Origin of the sequence: Streptomyces sp. Rer75, from assembly GCF_013414305.1 — a bacterium.
GTDB classification, from domain to species: Bacteria; Actinomycetota; Actinomycetes; order Streptomycetales; family Streptomycetaceae; genus Streptomyces; species Streptomyces himastatinicus.
In genome coordinates, this window is the sequence record NZ_CP058693.1 from 80025 (window position 1) to 98298 (window position 18274).

The window sequence follows — 18274 nt, forward strand, 5'->3', positions numbered from 1 at the left end:
GCGCAGCTCCGGCTCCTCTTGCGGAAGAGCCAGCATCAAGCCGTCTTCCCATGCACCACAGTGTCGCTCGGTTGGCACCGAGGGACTCGTGTCCGGGTGGGTGAAGATCACGAGCAGGGACAGCAGGGGCGAGGGACTGCCCACGGCCACGGGATAAGCCATTCGCACGGCACAGCAGTGTGCTGGGCGATCGTGTCACGGTCGGCCTGCCGGTCAGCTACGGCGTTCGAGTGGAGGGGGCAAGGGGCGGCGGGCCTGGATAAGCGTGCAGGACAGCGGGGTGTCGCCATCGGGATCGGTGAGGACATCGATCTGATCGGCGACGAGGCCGTGCTCGGTGAGGAGGTACGTCCAGAGGTTGGGGGGTGAGCACCCACATCCCTACCGACATCGGCTCGGCGCCAGGCAGGGTGAGGACCTCGGGCCGCACGGCGATCGCGGTGGAGGGCCCCGTCCCGGTGGAGTTGGTGTGCAGGGCTGAGAAGACAAGGCGGCCGTTGGGACGGAGTGCCAGGGTCAGGGCGGGCAGCAGTCGGTGGGGGTCGATGTAGGGGACGGCGTGGATGGAGTAGATGACGTGGTAGGGCTCCGTTTGCTTGAGGTGGTCCACAGCGTCGGCGCAGATCAGCCGGAGCCCGGGCAGCCCGCCGTAACGGGCGACTGCGCGCTGGTGCTGCGAGGGGGATGCCTCGACAGCATCGACCTGGACACCGCGGCGGGCGAGGTGGGCCGCGTACTTGCTGATGCCGGATCCGAGGTCCAGTACGCGGAGGCCGGTCAGGTCGCCGAGGATCTCTTCGTCGGGACCCGCGGGCCAGTAGCCCCACGCCAGCCTGTCGACTTCGGGGACGTCGGTTCCCCGAGTGGCGTGGTGCGCGCCGTACCTGGTCCAGGCATCGGCGGTCTGCACTTCGATGTCCAGCATTACGTGCTCCAAGGGGGCGGGGTCACAGGGGCAGGGCGCGTAGCGGCGGAGCAGGGCGAGGTCGGCGATCCTTACGACGGACCTACCCGTGGTGAGGAACTCGGTGTCCCGGCGCCGGCGGGCTGTGGTTCCCATCCCAGCTTCACAAGGGGGCGAGCTTCGGAGAGAAGACAACCTCCGCAGCGGGCCAGCTGTACAGCAGTGAGTAGGCCACACCCTACGTCGGAATCGTCCCGCGAAACACCGAAGAGCTGCCCCGTCAGCACCGCCTGGCTCCCTACCGGTATGACATCGCAGGTGCGCGGTGACCGTCACCAGACTTCGGATCCGCTGCGGCTGCGTCACACGGCAGAGCAAAACACATGCCCTTTCCGTACTATCACTACGACATTGCCGTGCGGGAGTAGTACCTGCTCCCGCACACGTGGCAGCAGACCCTGACAGCACACGCATGAGATTCGTACACGCCGCGAGCTTCGCCCCCGTCGGCCGTGGCGCCCAGAAAGGGACGTAAACACATGTCGAAAACCACTGCTCCGCCCACCCAGTTGACCTCGCAGTACAGCACGCAGGTGGCTGATGACCTCAAGCACAACCTCAAGGAACAGGAACGAATTAGCGGTGAAATCGAAGCGCTGAAAGCACAGTTGGCCGCTCTGGAGCAGGACCACACCGTCCTGGTGAACATCCAGCAGGCCCTCGGAACCTCGGCAGCACCCGCTGTATCCGAGTCCACCGCAGCAGTGCCCGCGCCCCGCAAGAAGAAGACTGCCGCCTCGAAGGCCGACAAGCAGCCCCGGGCAAAGAAGTCCGCCACCCCGGCCCCCAAGCAGACCCGCAAGAAGAACACGCCCGAGGCATCCGCCGTACCATCGGCCCAGCCCACCCTCGTCGACCTGGTGCGCGAGCACCTGACAGGCCAGGGCGAGCCTCGCTCCGCAGCCGAAATCACCGCCGCGCTGGACAAGCAGCACCCCGAGCGCAACGTCAAGACCACCGTCGTGCGCACCACGCTCGAAAACCTCGTGGCCAAGAACCAGGCCCAGCGCACCAAGCAAGGCGCGTCCGTCTTCTACACCGCCCCGGAGGCCGCTGGAGCTGCCGCACCGGACAAGTCGGCAGAGCAGCAGGCTGCGGGCTCGGACCGCTGAACCGCGGTGACGGTGTCGTCGCCGATCTCGAGCAGGCTGGCGGCCTTGAGGTCGGTGCCGACGGCTCCTGGGCCATGTCGTCCTATGGGCAGCGGTCCGGCTGCTGAACCGGCACCGCGCCGACGGGGTGTTGCCTCGTGGACTGGCGAACGATGGTCGGCGAACGTCTGGCCTGGAGGCGTGTTGTGTCCATCGCGGTCGAAGGTCCGTGGCAGGTCGTAGGACCGCGCTCGCTCGGTCGCCAGGGAACGGGTCACACGCAGCGTGTCCGGCCATGCGTGATCGCCTTGTTCAGGTTGACGATCTCGTGGACCACGGGCTCCGGCAGTCCGTACGGCGCCAAGCCTCGCACCACCATGTGCGTGCGATAGCGTCCCGATCGAGCAGGAGGGCGGCTCTCACGCAGTAGGAGTATCAGGTGCGAAGGTCTCCGCGTGCCCGGGAGATCTTGGCCCTCAAGCGACTGGCTTCCTCGTTGGGCTGGTCGATATCCGATTGCCCATGGGCGGCAGCTTCACCGCCAGAGGTGAACAGCGGTACTGGGGAGACGTACTCGGCCGCCGCTTGGTAGGTCGACGCCTCAATGTGGCCGTCGAGCACGGCTATCCGCAGTGCCAGCAAATGTCTCCCGTGGCATCCGGCCCAGCCGGCACAGATGCGACGTGCGTCGCTGTCAAGATCGGCCTGGTGGCATTGGAACAGCGCCGGTGGCTGGTCAGGGGTGGGAGCGTCGTAGCGACGGAGTTTGTCGTACTCCTCGTGTGCCCAGACCCCCGAGGGAACATCGCGCCGGTAGGGACAACTGTCGCAAGGGCGCGGCGCAGGCGGACGGAGCGAAGAGGACATGACCTCAGTATGGTCCGAATGCACCAGCGGGGCCGCCCGATGGCGGTTGTCGTGGCGCAGCCTCGGGATCTGTGCTGGAAAGTGCCGCAGTCCAGCACGCGCAAGAGCTCTGCCGAAAGGTGAGCGGCAGCGCCTGTTCAGCTCGGTCACCTCGGGAGTAAAACGACCTCGTCGGTCAGCCGTTTCCACGCGATCTGGACCTGCGAGACCGGGCCGGGCAGGTCCGCGTGACACTGCTGCCCGGTCCCCGCAAGAGCGCTTGTATGCCGCACTGGATGAGCACGCGAACACCGAGATCGCCGCCTCGGTCTGGACGGCGGACACCTCGGCGGCGATGGCGCGGGCCTCCGTCCCCACCCCACCGACCCATGGAGCTCCTGTGTCCCCTACGGCCACCGCGACCGCCCGCATCGCACTCATGGTCCTCTACACCGACCACCTGGAGGAAAGCCGCGAGTTCTACACAGCCCTGGGCCTGCCCTTCGTCCGTGAGCAGCACGGCAGCGGCCCGGTCCACTACTCCACCACCCTTCCCGACGGCATGGTGATCGAGCTGTACCCCGCCACCGCCAAACGGCCCGCCAGCAGCGCCCGGCTGGGCTTCACCGTCGATGGCCAGACCCTCACCCCGCCGCTGGCTTCCGGACGGCATGTGGTGAAAGATCCGGACGGGCGGATGATCGAGCTCTACGCAGCCTGACGCCCTTGGCCGCCTCGTTCGACGAAGTGCAGCAGTACTTCGCCGACCATTCGACAACCCTGATTCTGAAGTGAAGATCGGTGGGGTGCTGCGGTGAGTCAGTCGTCGGTGGGGTGCTCGTGCAGCCGCTGGGTGAGGTCGTCGCACCAATCTCGGACCCAGGGGCGCAGGGTGGCCGTGTCCGCATCGCTGAGGCCGTAGGCGATGAATTCCTCGTCCTCGTACCACTCCGCGCCGCCCAGGCGGACCTGGAGGTCCTCCTGACTGAACTCGTCCCGGGCGGGCGGTGGCCGAGCGTTTCGAGTTCGGCTGTGGTGTGGCGGCGCGAGGCGGCGTGGACGTCGATGAGGTCGCGGACGGCCCCGCGGTCGGCCAGAGCCCGGACCGTGGTGCCGATGACGTCATCGAGAGCGAGGACGGGACCGTACTCGGTCCTCGCACTCCTCGCCGCTGGCGGGGTCGGTGACGACGAGGCGGCCGGAGAGCGGGGCGACGCCGATCTCGCGCACCTGCTTGGCTGAGCCGGTCGACTGGACCGTAGGCCTGCACTGCGTATACACCGGTGATGACCAGCGGGTATGGGATGTTGGAGAGAACCGGCGGTGCAGGTCACTGAGGTTCACGCTGCGGCTGCCGGGCGGGCGGCGGCCAGCTCGGGGACAGCGGCTTCCCATACGTCGCGGATGGCGCGGCTGATCAGCGTGCGCAGCACGGGCCACTGGGCGACCAGGAGGTCCCGATTCAGCAGGGTGGTGAGGTCGTCGTGCTGTCCTTCGGCCAGCACGGTGCGGTACATGCTCATCCGCGACCGTGGCCGGTCGAGGTCGAACCCTGTCAGCCCCGACCAGGCCATGTGCAGCGGCAACTGCACGGTGCCCTGCGTCGGCCCGGCCAGCTCGTCGAACGAGTCGGGCAGCCTGCTGGCGTACCGCTCCCGCAGCACCTCGGCAGCGGACGGCGACGGCTCGGCAGCAGGCATGGCGGACATGCAGACAACTATGGCGCAGCTTCGACGTCCAGCATTACGTGCTCCAAGGGGGCGGGGTGTGGTGGCGGAGCAGGGCGAGGTCGGCGGTACCTGCGACGGACCGACCCGCGGTGAGGGCTCGGTGCCGGTGGCTGTGGTTCCCAGCTTCGTGAGGGGTTGGTGTCCTCCTGGACTGTCGGCGAGCTCGGTGACGGGCCAAAGGATGTGTCGTGCGGAAGGATGTGGTGGACGTGGTCGTGGAAGGCTGGCTTGTTGTCCAACCATCGGTAGTCCAGGCGGCAGGTGACGGTTCGGCCAGGACCGTAACCTGTCGATGGCCTCGGTCATGCGACCTGCGGCCGATAGGGTGTTCAGCATGAGTGGCGATACGCAGCGGGTGGCCGCGGCCTGGGGGCGGATCGAGACGTGGCTGTGTGAGCACGCTGTTGCTTCGGCTGATTTGCTGCGCCCTCCGGTTGGTGAAGCCGATATCGCTGCGGCGGAGGTTGCCATGGGAGTGGAGCTCCCGGCGACGCTCGCGGCCTGGTATCGGGTCCATGACGGTTTCGATGAGGGCCATGGTTCTGGGATTTTGCCGGCCGGCATGGCGATGTTGCCGCTCGCTGACCTGGTGGATGAGTACTGGATGCATACGCGGGACTGGGAGCGGGAGGTCGGCATTCTGCCGTTCGCGCGGAGAGCTGGGGACACCTGGTCCGGCTGGTATGTGGACGCGCGTAGGGGCGAGCCCTCCTACGGTGACCTGGGGCATTGGTCGGTCGACGGTGGAGATGATCTGTACCCGTTGGGGCGGGGGGGTTGGCCGCTGGTGGACTGGCTGGAGGAGATTGCTGCGGCGTTGGAGGAGGGCCGGTGTCTGCACCGGCCGGATGGAACGGACGACAGGCACGACTGGCCGGTATTGACCGGCAGTCAGGGACTGGCCTGGATTGATCCCAGGGATCCGCGGCTGTTTCCCGACGGGATGATCAAACTCGACGGTCCTCGTTAGGGCTGGTGGCCCGGGAGCGCGTGGGCCCCTGGACCACCAGCTGGTCGTTTACGGCTTAGGGACGGTGCACTTCACGGTTGCCTTGCTGGCGTCGCAGTGTTCGAACTCGGGGAACTTGACCCAGTACTCGTCGGTGTCCAGCAGGTGGTACTTGCCCGCGGCGGCGAAGGAGCCAGGGAAGCTGGCCATTGAAGTGGTGTTGATCCAGCTGGACATGCTGGAGCGCCCGCAGACCTCCTGCCACGTGGGGCCAGCCTTGCGCTCATCGTCGTACAGGTGCCACTCGCCTTGCTTCACACGGGTGGCATAGGTCTGCACGCACGTGTCTCCGCTGGTGACCTCGTTCAGTCCGCCCAAGGACTTTGGCATGCCGCCGCTGTTGTACGAGGCGGCGTACGCGAACTCGTCACACGACGCCGTGTCGTTCGGGGCGATCTCAGTCACAGCAGTGGTGTCCGGATGCCCGTTCTTGGCTGCCCAGCTCGATGGGCAGATCACGTCCCGGTTCTTCTGTGGGTCCCGGTTGTGCTGGTTCTTGTCCGCCTTGGGCAGGTACTTCATCGGCTTGCCCGCGGCAATGCTGCCGGGGTGGTTGGGCAGCTTCGACTGGATCAGCCACGCGTGGGCGACCGCAGCCGGGGTCTTCTTGAAGTTCATTACCCACGTGGGCTTGTACTTGTGGAACACGCAGCCAGGCTTGGCCGGATCGGCGACCTTGTCGCAGCGGACGTCCAGGTCCGGGGTGGATGTCCCCATGTCACCTTGGTTCAGCTCCGCTGTGGTGTCGGGGGTCCTGATCGACCAGTTCCACGTCATCTTCACCGTGGACTTGTCACTCGTATTCGTGCCCGAAGAGGTGTGGGTGAAGGTGGCAACAGCAGGGTGGAGGTCGGTTCCCGTCGTGGTCCACGTCGGGAACCCTCTCCAGGTGGGTCCGCTCGTGGAGCACTGTGGCTCACAGGAGAATTTCGGAATGACAGTCAGCGGGCCCCACTCGGATGACTTGCCCTCCCAGTCGACGAAATCGACCGGGAGGAGCGTCCACTCCTGCTGGAACGTGGTCGACTGCGGATCCAGCTTGATCTGGATGACGGACGCGAAGGTGGCGGTGCCGACCAGGATGGTTTGCCCATCCGGTAACTTGCTGTACATGTGCCCGTAGAGGGGGGTTGCCCTCTTCATGCAGGCTTCTGTGCGCTTGAACCAGTCCGCATCCGATGGGACATCGCTGCACCACTTGACGAGATCAGCTTCGTCCCGCGTGCTGCGGAGGCGATTCTCCACGGACGCCTGCTGTTCCTTGGTCAGTTCGCCGACCTCGCCGACCTCCGCGCACAGGACCTTGTTGTCGCCGACGTCCGAGCACTTCTCATCCGAGGTGGACCGACCGCTCCTGCCGTTCGGATCGTCGTAGTCCCGCTGCGCTTTTTGCGGCTCCTGGTAGGCATCCAAGCCGACCGCGGGAGCGTCCTTGTCTGGTTCCGGCAGCTTGATATCCACTACACGGTCGCGGATGCGGAATGTCGCCCACGGCGACCAGTCGGTCTCATACAGGCCGCCGTCGTAGGCGGAGGTGTGGAAGGCGTAGGTCTTGCCAGGCGCAAGCCACTTGGCATCCACGGTGACCTCGGCAGGCTTCCCGGAGGCAACCATGGGTGAGACCTTGACGCCGTACTGGTTGTCTTCGATCTTGACCTGCTTGTCCGGCTTGCCGTCGGCGCCGACCGAGTAGACCTCGAAGGTCAGGTTCGCCTTGTCTCCGTCCGGGTCGGTGACGGTGTTACGCAGCACGGCCATCGTCCGGTTGACCTGCCACACCTTCTTCGCGTCCTGCTCGAAGTCTGGGCCCGCGGACGGATTCTTGCCCGAGACCGGGCGGTTACCGGCCTGGATCAGCGACTCGGGCCCGGCGGCCGGCCTCGACGACGGAGGCGCGTTCGGGTCCGGGTTGGGGTTGAAATCGCTGTCTGCTGCAGTTGCTACCCCCGAGCCCAGCAGCAGAGCGGCTGTGGCGGTGACTGCGGCGATGCGGCGGAAGACCGCGGAGGGTCTTCTTGCTCGGTAACGGGATACGCGCACGTGGTTCCTCTCACGCCGATGCCCCGATGCGGTTGTGGCCCCCGGGACGCGGCTTCGTAGGTCTGTTTTGTCGCGCTGCCGCCCTGTCTACGTGGGCTCGGGATCGACGAGCAAGAGCGTCGAATGAGACGAGTGTTTCTGTTGGTTCGTACCTGATGTGTGCATGGACACGGCTGCACAGGGTTCAGCGAGCAGCACGGTCTTTCATCCGGGTCAGGGCTGGGCGAGGAGGAGGGGAACCTGGGTAATCAGGCTGGCTTCGAACCTGATGATGACCGCCCCTCCGAGGGCTGATCGACCCGCGATCTTCAGGGTGAGCAGCGCGCGGGTCGGGTTCCGACACCGGCCGAATATCATGGTCGCGTCGGCGGTGGTCGGGCTGGCCGCAAGACTGGTGAGTCAGTTTGTTTCACCAGGGCCCATGCCCCGGCACGTCGTGTTGCTTGACGCGTGGCCAACGTCTTGGTCCGTCTCGTGCTGAAGGGGGCATGGTGTTGCTGTCCCTGTCTGGGTCTGTGAAGAACCGCAGATCATGCGCATCATAGGCGCCGAGCCTCACACGCTGTTTCGGCAACGAGTGGTTCGCGCGAAGGGGCCCGCCCCTTCGTGGTGCGAGGCAGTCAGCAGGCCGGAGGGTGCATGGCGCTTGAGAGAGCGGTGTGTGCACCGCTGCCTCGGGTGTGGCTGCGGGCTGGCGGTCGGTCGGTCGGTCGGTCGGTCGGGGTCACCATGTCGTGTTCTGGATGCCGAGGACGTCGTAGAGGTGTTGTCCGTGGGCCCATTTCTTCAGCTCCGGGCGGCCCATGAGGATGAGCTGGTGGTGCTGGGCGAAGTCGATTGCCGGCTGGGTGAAGCTGTTGAGCGCGATCATGATGGGGAGGTCGGCGCCGTGGTGTAGGCGGGCTGTCCCGTTGAACTTCTGCACGTGCCCTGATCCGACTGGGTTCTGGTACTGCTTGCACTGCAGGATCAGGAGACGGTCTTCATCATCACGGGCGGTGACGTCCACGCCGAGGTCCCCGGCGCCGCCGACCCGCCGCGGACTCCGGAATCCGTCACGAGCCAGAAGATCGGTGCACGCCTGTTCAAAGCCCGTCGCGCTCATCACGGACAGTTGCTTCATCTTGAACGTCAGCACGTCAGGGTCGGCCGAGTCGTCAGACGGATCGACGAACGTGTTCTCCGGGCCGACGTAGATGCCGGCACCGAGCAGGAATGACAGGAGCCTGCCGAGCAGGAGAAGCACGGACAGCCCGCTGGCGACGACGAGCCCGGTCCACCACGGGTGATCGGCTATCAGGCCCCACAGGTCAACGGTGATCCACCGGCTGACGTCCTCGGTGAGCCACTCCCAGAGCATCTTGCCCGCGGCCAGCGTGAGGACTGCATACAGCAGGAACTTCAGTACCGGGTCGAGCGACCCGTCTTCGTCGAACACCAAACCCCCAGACGTGATGAAAGATGATCACGACCTCCGCCGGTCACGCTGCGCGCTTGAACCGATTCGGGCGAAAGCGCGCGGAGACTCCGAGAAGTTCGTGTAGGGCGGCGCCGCTCTCGGCCCAGCGCTGCAGCTTCTCCCGGTCGACCCAGTGAATGCCGTGCCGGTCACCCCACGTCATGGCATCCCGGGTAAAGGCGCCGTTGGTGACGACGACAGCGTGATCGGCCTTATGGACCGGCCCGGCCGTCCCTTTCACCGCGTACATCACCGATGACCCCACCTTCCGGCCGAGGCGGGTGTGCTTGGCTTGCACGACGATCCGACCGCGCTGTGGATGGTCGCCGATGACGTCGGCTGCCTGGTCTCCTTTTCGGCCGACCTTGCGGGCCGACCAGCCGTCACGGATAAGCAGGTCCCGCAGCGCGAACTCGAACTCCTCGTCGTCCATAGCGTCGATTTCGGCAAGTGTGACCCGCAGAAGCGCCAGCCTCTCGGCCCGGGTCTGCCGCGCTCGTGCTGCGCGAAGCACTTGCCACGACCCGTAGGCGAGGCCACCGACGGCCAGGATAAGGAGGAATGGCCATCCACGGACCACCGCGTCCCCCGCGGCGCGGGCCATCTGGAGCAGCAGGGTCGCTGCCGCCAGGGCGACGACTCCGGCCGCGATGTGCTCGCCCGTGCCACGAGGCTTGCGCAGCCGCGGCCAGCGCTGGGCCATCAGCGTGCCGCCGGGGCGGATACCGAGGGCTTAGGAGAAGGCGCCTGTTCGGCCTTGGACTCGCCGAAGCCGAAGACTTGGCCCCATAGCCAGACTCCCCCGATCAGTGCGGCAATCGTCCAGCCGCTCATCTTCTTCCCGCTCGGTCGCGGGTTGCGTCGGATGTGGCTGCGGACGACGTGGAACCCTTGCGGTGGCATGCTGCCTTCCCCTCCCCTTGGTGGGCCGCGTGTGCAGCCCAGGTCCTGAGAATTGGTGTAGCAGCGGGCTCTGACAACAACGGCTGGGTGATCAAGGAATCCCACATGCACAGAGGCCAAACAGGTCACCCACCCGATGGAGAGACAGCTTGTGTTCGAATTCCGTGAGCGCACGCCACTCACCTGCAGGTAAGGGCAACATGGCGGGATCACTGCGCCGCTTGTCCACTAACCGCAGAAAGTGAAAATTCAACCTATGGCCACTACTTGATCTGGGAGAACGGCGTCCCCTGCGGTCATCGAGCACAAAACGCGAACGGCGCAAAATAACGTGTGTTCGATCCACCTCAGATCGGTCTGCGAGCGATGCTGCGTGAGAGCGGAGTGCTGGCCGGTCCGGAGGCCGTTCGAGCGAAGTCGTCGACCGCATCGGACCCGCGCTGGACGAGTTCGCCAAGACCGCCCCGGAACTCGCCTCTCTGCTCAAGGTCGTTGTTAAGGAGCTGGCCGACCCGAGGGTTCACGGCTTCGGGATCTCCGAGGACGGCACCACCATGCTGCGCAGCTCAGCGCGCACCTTCGCCAACCTGGAGGACAGCGCCAACCTGCTGGCCAACGTCGCTGACACCCGCAAGAACCTGGAGGACAGTGCCACCGTACTGGCCGGTGCCGCCCGCTCCTCAGGACTCTGCCGGACAGTGCTGACGTACTCGCCGACGCTGCCGACACACTCGTGAACCTCCCGGACAACGCGAAGCTCCTTTCAGGAGCCGCGGAGGAAGCCCTCAGGGCCGCCAACGCCCTGAACCACAGCGCTACTGAGCACTGGCATCGCAGTCCGAACTCGGCGCCGTCGTACAGCACCCCTCGACCTAGCATCGATGGACATGAGGGAGAACACGCCGAAGGATCACCACCTGGTGCCCCGGCTGTGGCTGAGGGAATTCACCGAGGACGGCCACCTGATTGGGCGATGGCGCAGCGGTGCGGAGCACCGGACCCCGGTCAGGGCGGCAGCCATGAAGAAGCACTTCAATACCGATCGGGTGGCTGAGGGCGCGCAGCGGGCTGCCGTCGAGACGTTCCTGGCTCGCGAGGTGGATGACCGTGCGGCTCCCGTGCTGCGGGCGATCCGGCGTGGCCAGTGGCCTCTGGCCGAGGCGGAGCGCGGGGTGCTGGTGGACACGTTGGCCTGGCAGCTGGTGCGCACGCAGGCGTTCCGGTCCTGGGACGAGCAGGTGGGGACGCACTTGTTTCCCATGTTCTGGGCTGCGGAGGCGGTTGGGCGGTGGCAGGCACGGCTGGGCCGCGAGCTCGAGCCGTGGGAGCGGGTGGAGGTGTTCTGGATCGCCTACCACCAAGCGCCTGACGTGGCGGGGACTGGTGATCCTCGGTCGCCGCTGCGGGCGGCCCTCCGGGCGTTCCAGCACGCCCAGGCCGCGCTCAACGCCCCGGGCCGGGAGCTGGTGCTGCTGCGGGCCGACGTGCCGTTGCTGGTCTTGTCCGACAGCGGCGTGACGGTGCGCCGCAAGGACGGCACGTACAGCATCACGCCTCCGCTGCTTCCCGCCACCGCTCAGCTCCTTGCCCCTGTCTCCCCCACCCACCTTCTGATCTCCGCCCCACCCACCACCCGGTACCAGCACGGCCGGTTGACCCGCCGGATGGCGGCCAAGGCCAACCGAGGCGCAGCCGCCTGGTGCCAGGAAGCCGTCTACCGCCTCCCTTCCATGCCGTGGCCCCCACACCTCCACCTGGCCGACGCTCCGCTTCACATCCCCGCGCCCCGCCTCGCCGTCACCCCCAGCGATGGCCCCGCGACTTCCCCCGCAATCGAGCACCTCCACGTTCGGCACCCCGGGTTACGCGCCCTTCTGGAACAGCTCAGCACCGACGCCGACTGAATCCAGGACACCCGAGAGGAGGCCCGCTCCCCCCGGTCCTGCCCGTGCTCGTGGTGCGGGTGGTCAGTCGGACGACGACTGGCCGTCGGGGAAGACGACGACGATGTGGGTGCCGTCGGGGGCAGTTTTGCCCAGCATGCGTAGCTCGTCGTAGTTGCGGACGAAGATCACCAGGCCCTTGAGCAGGCTCCAGTCGATGAATTGCGGACTCGGGCGAAGGACGCCATACGGCCGGTTGCCCGCGTACAGGGGTGTGCCCAGGGCCCAGCGCCGGTTGCCGTCGGTGTGCCGCAGGACGCCGCGGATGTTGTACAGGACACGGGCCTTGGCAAGGGTGGCGGCGTGGAGGCGCTCGCGTTCCTCGCGGGGAAGGTCGACTTCCCACTCCAGCTCGTCTGAGGCTTTGCGCGGTCGGTGCTGGTGCGGCACCGTCGGCGTCGGGCGGGCCAGTTCGGCTCGCATCTGTGCCTCGTGGCGTTGCCGCTCGATCTCCTTGCGGCGTTGCTGTCGCTCCCACTCGGCCCGTGCCTCCTCCTCGGCCCTGCTGTAGGCGGTGGCGGCGTCGATGTACTGGGGCGCGGTCCACAGGCCTTCCCAGTAGTGCTCGTCGATGTAGAGGCCTTGTCGGTGCGGCACTATGCGGCCGGTGAGCGTCCATGCGACAAACGACCGCAGGTCGGTGGTGCTCTCCTCCCACCCACCACGTCCGATGGCCTGGTCCAGGCGCGGGTCGGGCTCCTCGATGCTGAAGCGGGCCAGTCCGCCGGCGACCGTCCACTGAGGCTGGTCGTCGTCGGGTGGGCGGACGTGGATGGAGGGCACTTCGCCCACCCACGGCCGCACTTTGGTTGCCACCCAGCACGCTCGTACGCCGTCCTTGGTGAACCGGGCGGTGCGCTCGCGGATCTCGTCGGCGGTGATGGGGGATAGTTGAGCTTCCCAGGCCGTGCGCACGGTGCCGTCCGGGGAGGAAGCCATGACGTCGGCTCGCCAGTCGCCGTCGGGCCCGCGGACCTCCAGTTCGGCGTGGTAGCCGGCCGCGCGGATGGCGGTGGCCAGTTCCAGCTTCAGCAGGTGATGCTCCATGGACTCCCCCCGCCAGCGCGCAGGTGGGCGAGCCGGGGTCGTGGGCGAAGAACCGCAGGCCGTGGCGGGAGACCTTTGCATGCAGCGGGTGCGCACACTCGGGGCACGTCATGGCGACGCGTGGGCGGACCCGGTGGACGGACTCCCAGGCCCAGCCGCAGCCGAGGGCGGGCTGAGTGGCGTCGAGTCGGCCGCGTTCATCATGCTGTGCGGTGAACCCCACGGGTTTCTCTCCCCCTGTCGTCGAGCGACGGCAGGGGCCGGGCTGGTGATCAGTCGGCCGGACGCCCCACTGCCGCGGTGGTCAGCTGCCCGCGCACCGGGCGTGAGGGGGAATCCTGCCCACCAGTCTCCGTCTTTTCACTCACTGAGCTCTTTCAGAGTGGCCACTGATCGAGTGACCCAGGCCGAGTCAGGATGAGGACCGCAACGCACAAGGCTCCCGCGCCGTTGAGGGAGGTGTTCGAAGTCTCAACCCATCGGTACAGGAGCCCTGTTGGTTCCCCATCCTGCCGCACTCGACCTGCCGCACGCCCTGGTCGAGTGGGTATCTATGCTCATCGTCACCCGGGAGGGTGACCGACGCTGCAAGCTGCCGCCTCACCAGCGTGCCCTCGTCGGCCTGGTCTACCCGCGCCGCCACGACTCGCTCGCGCAGATCGCGGCCGGTTTCGGTATATCCGTCGGCACCGCCCACGCCTACGTCAAGGCTGTCGTCCAGCACCTGTCCGGTCGGGCACCCGGACTGCTGCGAGTCCTGCGGGAGGCCGATCCTGATCACGTCCTGCTCGACGGGACGCTCGCCGAGTGCGATCGCGTCGGCGACAGCCGGGCCGACTTCTCGCAGAAGCACCGTCGTCACGGCGTGAACGTGCAGGTCGTCGCCGACCCCGCGGGCAAGCTGCTGTGGATCTCGCCCGCGCTGCCCGGCCGCACCCATGACCTGACCGCGGCCCGAACCCATCGCATCATCCGGATCTGCGAACGCCAGGGTGTTCCCGTCCTCGCCGACCGCGCCTACATCGACGCCGGCCCGTGGGTGACCACACCGATCAGACGGCTTCCCGGGCGGGACCTCACCACGACCCAGCGGACGATCAACCGGGCTCTGTCCGCGGCGCGGGCACCGGTCGAACGGAGCATCGCAAGGCTGAAGTCCTGGCGAATCTTCCGCAAAGCCCGCTGCAGCCCCAACCGGATGACCGCCATCGCCGCAGCCATCCTCACCCTGGAACGTCAGCGCTGAAAATGCTCAGTTTGTCGTCGTAGCTGTGCGCTCCGCGCGAGCGGAGGTGTTCCCTTCACGCATGTCCTTCCTTGGTCGCCTCTCCGTGAGCTCCGCGCGAGCGGAGGTATTCCGCGAGGCCGTTACGGTCTGGGCCCCGGCCGGCGAGCCGCACAATCATACCTTCGGACGGTCCCGCTGCGGGCTGGCCACGAAGGTTCCATCGTGTGCGAGGCGATCGAGGCCGAGGTCCGGGGCTACCCGCCATGTGCCGCGTGTGGGTGAGTGGAACGCCACCCTACTTGTGGCGGCATGCGGCAGTGGTCAGCCGATCCGGTAGCCGTCATAGACGTAGCCGCCCTCGAGCTGAAGATGCCACCACTGCTTGCCGGCGTCGCTGACGCACGACTGGTCGACAGAGCGGTAGTAGTCGTCGAGGTAGCCCGAGACCCTGGAGCTTCCCGCGGGCAACACATGCATGGGAGTGCCCTCCTTGAACCGCATGGCTGTGCTTGAGATGGCGGTGCATGACGATGTGGCGGTGGCGTTCGCTGTGGCGGGCGCGCCCAGCATGGCGGCAGCCAAGGCCGTGGTGATGCACAACGCTTTGAGAGTGCCCTTCACGTTTCTATCCCCCTCCTGCGGAGCTCATCGACGACGCGATCAGTCCGCAAATCGGTGTCCGAGGGTTAGCTTGACGTGCAAATCTACTTTCCCCGTAGTCAAGTACCGGCCAAGCGGCATTCAAGTGCAGGTGGGTGAAAACGTAGACTGCTTGTCAACGACTCGGCCAGCTACGGCTCCCTCGCAGCGCGCCGTCTATCGCGCCTCGCATCTCGCTCGGCAGCCGCCCGCCCGGCTCGGACAAAGGAGATCGAGCGTCATCACGCGCAGCCGCTCACCGCAGCGCGCAGCTTGTCCGCCACGTCCTCCGGGCGGTAGCCCGCGCGGTGGCGTGGTCGAAAAGGTCCTCATCGTCGCCCTCCTCCCCCAAGCTGCCCGGCATCTCGGTGCCCACGACGTAAGCGCCGACGCTATGAGCCCAGCAGGTTCCAGCTCACCAGCCGCCGTGCGGAGTGCGTCCACGAATCACTGTGCTGGTGACCCCACTCGACCGGCAGCTCCGTGCCCAGTTCGAGCTCCTCCAGCAGCTCGGGACATTGAACATCTCGGGCTGGCTACCGGCGGCCCGGGCCGGGTCCATTCAGGGACTCGCGCTACACGTCGGAACCTGGGTGGAGCGGGTGAACGAGCTCGAGCGCAGCCAGAAGCAGTGTCAGGACGTCACCGCGGCGGCCGGGAACTGTACGGGGGCGGGGTCGGGGGCATGACAGTGGCAGCGAGCAAAATGGATCTTGACGACCAGCGGCGGCAAATCTTCGACACGTGAGGACACCTGCCCATCGAAGTCGGCCCCGGCTGCGGTTAAACAACCATCGCCTGGTCAAGGCCAAGTCGGCTACGTCGTCGCGTCCATCCTCCGAGGTCGGCAGGAGCGATGGTGGAGATGGTCTGCTTGGAGACGTCGGCGCCGTAGACCTCGGCGAGGTGGGCCTGGACCTCGCCGGTCGTCAGGCTCTTCGCGGACAGAGAGACCACCATCTCGTCGACTCCGGACAGGCGCTTCTGCCGCTTGCGCACGATCTTCGGTTCGAAGGTGCCGTCCCGGTCGCGGAGCACAGATATCTCGACCAGGCCGCCGCCATCGTTCGCATGCAAGGAGGAGACCTTGACGATGGGAAAGACGGAGTCAGCGACGGCGTCTCGACCTTGTTGTAGATGGGCTCGACTGTGTCGGCGACTCTGCCGCCGCTGCGGGTCATGAGCGCGAGGACTGCATCCGCTCTCGGCGTGTACACCTCTCAATCGATTTCGCTTCCGCCGACGCAGGAGGAGTTTCGCCACTGAAGGTACTCGTGCGTGCGGTTTGTGATAACGCCGTCGACGCCCCACGAAACAGAGGACTGCCAATCGCTCTGGTCATCAACCGTCCAGACGAATACCTCAATGCCTGCGGACTTCAGCTTGCCGATCTTCTCCACCTGGTCCGAGATTCCCTTGAATTTCACGGCGTAGGCGTCGAGGGAGTACTCGCGGGCCGTGGCCACGGGGTCAGCATCGACGTTGGAACGGAGCAAGCCCACGCGCGCCCGGTAGGGCGAGACGGTCACATCTTTGACTACGTTTTCATCGAAAGACTGCACAAGCGTGCGCGGTGCCATTCCGGTCTCGTGCACCATACGGAGCGCAAGGTCGACTTCCTCAGAGGATTGTGGGCCCTTGATCTCCAGGAGAAGTTGCACGGACCGTACCTTGGGAGAGTTCAGTACTTGCTGGAGGGTGGGAACCCGTCCCCCTCCTTTTATCGTGAGGCGCGCTACCTCCGCGGCCGTCAGCTGGTCGACTCTCCCCGTGCCGTCGGTGGTTCTGTCCACGGTTGCGTCATGGAGGATGACCGGCTGCTTGTCCTTGGTGAACTGCACGTCGGTCTCCACCCAGTCCGCACCGCCATCGACCGCGGCCTCCAGCGAGGCCATCGTGTTCTCCGGCGCCAACTCGGGTGCTCCGCGGTGGCCTATGGCGTCTGGAGCGAGGCAGGGGCCGTCGGCGTCCTGTTCGGATATGCGGACGTCGTCGATGGTTCCGTCGAGGTGCTCATGCCACGCGTCGTTGTAGTAGAGACGGCCGAACTGCAGACCACCTTGTGCCCGCCAGGGGGTAGTGAAGGTCGCTTGGGGCTGCGGTTGGCTGTTGACGAAGAGCTGGATCGTCCTGGCTTCCCTGTCGTACACGCCCGTCAGCTGCGTCCAGGTTCCTGCCACCGCCGTTGTGTCGCTCATGGAGCGGATGATTTGGGTGCCGTCGGTGTCACTGGCATGGCGGTTGAAGACCCACTTGTCGTAGGTCTTGGAGTAGTAGAGCTGGAATCCGCTGGCGTGGTTTCCGGCCTGGGAGAGGAACGTGTAGTTCTCCTTCTTATCGTCCAGCTTCACCCACGCCGACACGGAGAACGACTTCGTCGTGTCCAGCATGGGCCCGGACGTGGCGGCGTAGCCGGAGGAGCCGTCCAGGTGCAGGGCCGTGCCCACCTTCCCCGCGGCGCCCAGCTCGGCTCCACGGCCCGCCAGTCTGCCGACGGGGCCGGCGCCGAGACCACCGCTGACTCGCGGGCTGCCCGGCTTCTCGTCGAGCGGGAAGTTCGCCAGCTGTTGGAGGTGGTCCGGTATCTCACCGCTTCCCAGGGCCGCGGCATCGGTTGCCGACACCGGGGACTGCACGAGCTGGACGTCGTCGATGGCGCCGTGCGCGTTCTCGCCCCAGGCTCCCTTGTAGCGCAGTCGGCCAAGCTGCAGACCTGCCTCGGCTCGCCAGGGTGTCGTGAACTTCTCCGACTGCTGGAGCTGTCCGTTCACGAACAGGGACAGCTCTTGGTCTTCCGCGCTGTAGGAACCTGTGAGGTGCGTCCATGTGCCGGCTTTGGCCGCGTCCTTGCTCATGGAGCGGATGAGCTGGGTGGTGTCGGTATCGTTGGTGTGGCGGTTGAAGACCCACTTGTCGTAGGTCTTGGAGTAGTAGAGCTGGAATCCGCTGGCGTGGTTTCCGGCCTGGGAGAGGAACGTGCAGTTCTCCTTCTTGTCGTCCAGCTTCACCCACGCCGACACGGAGAACGACTTCGTCGTGTCCAGCATGGGGGCGAACGTGGCGGCGTAGCCGGAGGAGCCGTCCAGGTGCAGGGCCGTGCCCACCTTCCCCGCGGCGCCGAGCTCGGCGCCCACAGCCACTGAAGCAGTGAATTGTTGGGGTTGGCCTCCGCTTACCTGCCGGGATGTCACTTCCTCGTCCATCTGGAAGTGTGCCTTCTCGACCAGGTTCGGGCCGGTGGGAGGCATTGGCTCTCGTCCGATGCTGGGAGAGGCGAAAGTGGCCGGGGCGCCGATGCCCAGCAGGGTGACTGCCAGAGCCGGAGTCAGCAGGGTGTAAGCGCGCTCGCGGCCGAGCCGCATCAGACGTCTCATG

The 18274-nt window shown here is 66.4% G+C and carries 15 protein-coding genes and 2 pseudogenes; 6 read left to right on the plus strand and 11 right to left on the minus strand.

Going from position 1 to position 18274, the window contains the following annotated elements:
• Positions 1-217: 217 nt before the first annotated feature.
• The gene (locus HYQ63_RS00345) at positions 218-1060 is read right to left on the minus strand and encodes a bifunctional 2-polyprenyl-6-hydroxyphenol methylase/3-demethylubiquinol 3-O-methyltransferase UbiG (protein WP_257231496.1); all 843 of its coding nucleotides are present in this window, start codon (positions 1058-1060) and stop codon (positions 218-220) included.
• 383 nt (positions 1061-1443) lie between these two features.
• Here HYQ63_RS00345 and HYQ63_RS00350 point away from each other — a divergent pair, with 383 nt between their 5' ends.
• Entirely contained in the window at positions 1444-2076 is a 633-nt protein-coding gene (locus HYQ63_RS00350) for a hypothetical protein (protein ID WP_179931972.1), read from the plus strand.
• 414 nt (positions 2077-2490) lie between these two features.
• On the opposite strand, the gene HYQ63_RS45795 is transcribed toward HYQ63_RS00350, so the two are convergent.
• Entirely contained in the window at positions 2491-2922 is a 432-nt protein-coding gene (locus tag HYQ63_RS45795) for a DUF6283 family protein (protein WP_373688995.1), read from the minus strand.
• 259 nt (positions 2923-3181) lie between these two features.
• Between HYQ63_RS45795 and HYQ63_RS45530 the strand changes: the two genes are divergently transcribed.
• The gene (locus HYQ63_RS45530; RefSeq protein ID WP_306664799.1) at positions 3182-3622 is read left to right on the plus strand and encodes a VOC family protein; all 441 of its coding nucleotides are present in this window, start codon (positions 3182-3184) and stop codon (positions 3620-3622) included.
• A 98-nt stretch (positions 3623-3720) separates the two neighbouring features.
• On the opposite strand, the pseudogene HYQ63_RS44175 reads toward HYQ63_RS45530, so the two are convergent.
• Together HYQ63_RS44175 and HYQ63_RS00360 are read right to left on the minus strand one after the other, a co-directional pair.
• Positions 3721-4245, minus strand: a pseudogene (locus HYQ63_RS44175) (hypothetical protein).
• Entirely contained in the window at positions 4242-4610 is a 369-nt protein-coding gene (locus HYQ63_RS00360; RefSeq protein ID WP_373688997.1) for a hypothetical protein, read from the minus strand. The pseudogene HYQ63_RS44175 and the gene HYQ63_RS00360 overlap by 4 nt, the downstream one beginning before the upstream one ends.
• Positions 4611-4965: 355 nt before the next feature.
• Here HYQ63_RS00360 and HYQ63_RS00365 point away from each other — a divergent pair, with 355 nt between their 5' ends.
• Positions 4966-5601, plus strand: coding sequence for an SMI1/KNR4 family protein (locus tag HYQ63_RS00365; RefSeq protein ID WP_179931973.1), 636 nt, complete (start codon positions 4966-4968; stop codon positions 5599-5601).
• A gap of 48 nt (positions 5602-5649) precedes the next feature.
• On the opposite strand, the gene HYQ63_RS00370 is transcribed toward HYQ63_RS00365, so the two are convergent.
• The 3 genes from HYQ63_RS00370 to HYQ63_RS00380 form a co-directional block, all read right to left on the minus strand.
• On the minus strand, positions 5650-7680 hold the full coding sequence (locus tag HYQ63_RS00370) for a hypothetical protein (RefSeq protein ID WP_179931974.1): 2031 nt from the start codon (positions 7678-7680) through the stop codon (positions 5650-5652).
• Positions 7681-8404: 724 nt separating this feature from the next.
• The gene (locus HYQ63_RS00375; protein WP_179931975.1) at positions 8405-9118 is read right to left on the minus strand and encodes a restriction endonuclease; all 714 of its coding nucleotides are present in this window, start codon (positions 9116-9118) and stop codon (positions 8405-8407) included.
• 43 nt (positions 9119-9161) lie between these two features.
• Positions 9162-9842, minus strand: coding sequence for a restriction endonuclease (locus HYQ63_RS00380; protein WP_179931976.1), 681 nt, complete (start codon positions 9840-9842; stop codon positions 9162-9164).
• A gap of 754 nt (positions 9843-10596) precedes the next feature.
• On the opposite strand from HYQ63_RS00380, the gene HYQ63_RS00385 reads away from it, so the two are divergent.
• Positions 10597-10779, plus strand: a complete 183-nt coding sequence (locus HYQ63_RS00385; RefSeq protein WP_179931977.1) for a hypothetical protein — start codon at positions 10597-10599, stop codon at positions 10777-10779.
• Positions 10780-10929: 150 nt separating this feature from the next.
• Entirely contained in the window at positions 10930-11946 is a 1017-nt protein-coding gene (locus HYQ63_RS00390; RefSeq protein ID WP_179931978.1) for a DUF4238 domain-containing protein, read from the plus strand.
• Positions 11947-12009: 63 nt separating this feature from the next.
• Here HYQ63_RS00390 and HYQ63_RS00395 read toward each other — a convergent pair whose 3' ends face one another.
• A complete protein-coding gene (locus tag HYQ63_RS00395; RefSeq protein WP_179931979.1) occupies positions 12010-13032 on the minus strand; it encodes a hypothetical protein in 1023 nt (340 codons plus the stop codon).
• Positions 13033-13528: 496 nt separating this feature from the next.
• Between HYQ63_RS00395 and HYQ63_RS00400 the strand changes: the two genes are divergently transcribed.
• The gene (locus HYQ63_RS00400; RefSeq protein WP_179931980.1) at positions 13529-14278 is read left to right on the plus strand and encodes a transposase family protein; all 750 of its coding nucleotides are present in this window, start codon (positions 13529-13531) and stop codon (positions 14276-14278) included.
• Positions 14279-14581: 303 nt separating this feature from the next.
• Here HYQ63_RS00400 and HYQ63_RS00405 read toward each other — a convergent pair whose 3' ends face one another.
• From HYQ63_RS00405 to HYQ63_RS00415, 3 genes and pseudogenes are all read right to left on the minus strand, one after another.
• A complete protein-coding gene (locus HYQ63_RS00405; RefSeq protein ID WP_179931981.1) occupies positions 14582-14737 on the minus strand; it encodes a hypothetical protein in 156 nt (51 codons plus the stop codon).
• 1017 nt (positions 14738-15754) lie between these two features.
• Positions 15755-15964, minus strand: a pseudogene (locus HYQ63_RS00410) (transposase); the annotation flags it as partial.
• A 155-nt stretch (positions 15965-16119) separates the two neighbouring features.
• A complete protein-coding gene (locus HYQ63_RS00415; RefSeq protein ID WP_179931982.1) occupies positions 16120-18273 on the minus strand; it encodes a LamG-like jellyroll fold domain-containing protein in 2154 nt (717 codons plus the stop codon).
• Position 18274: the final 1 nt, after the last annotated feature.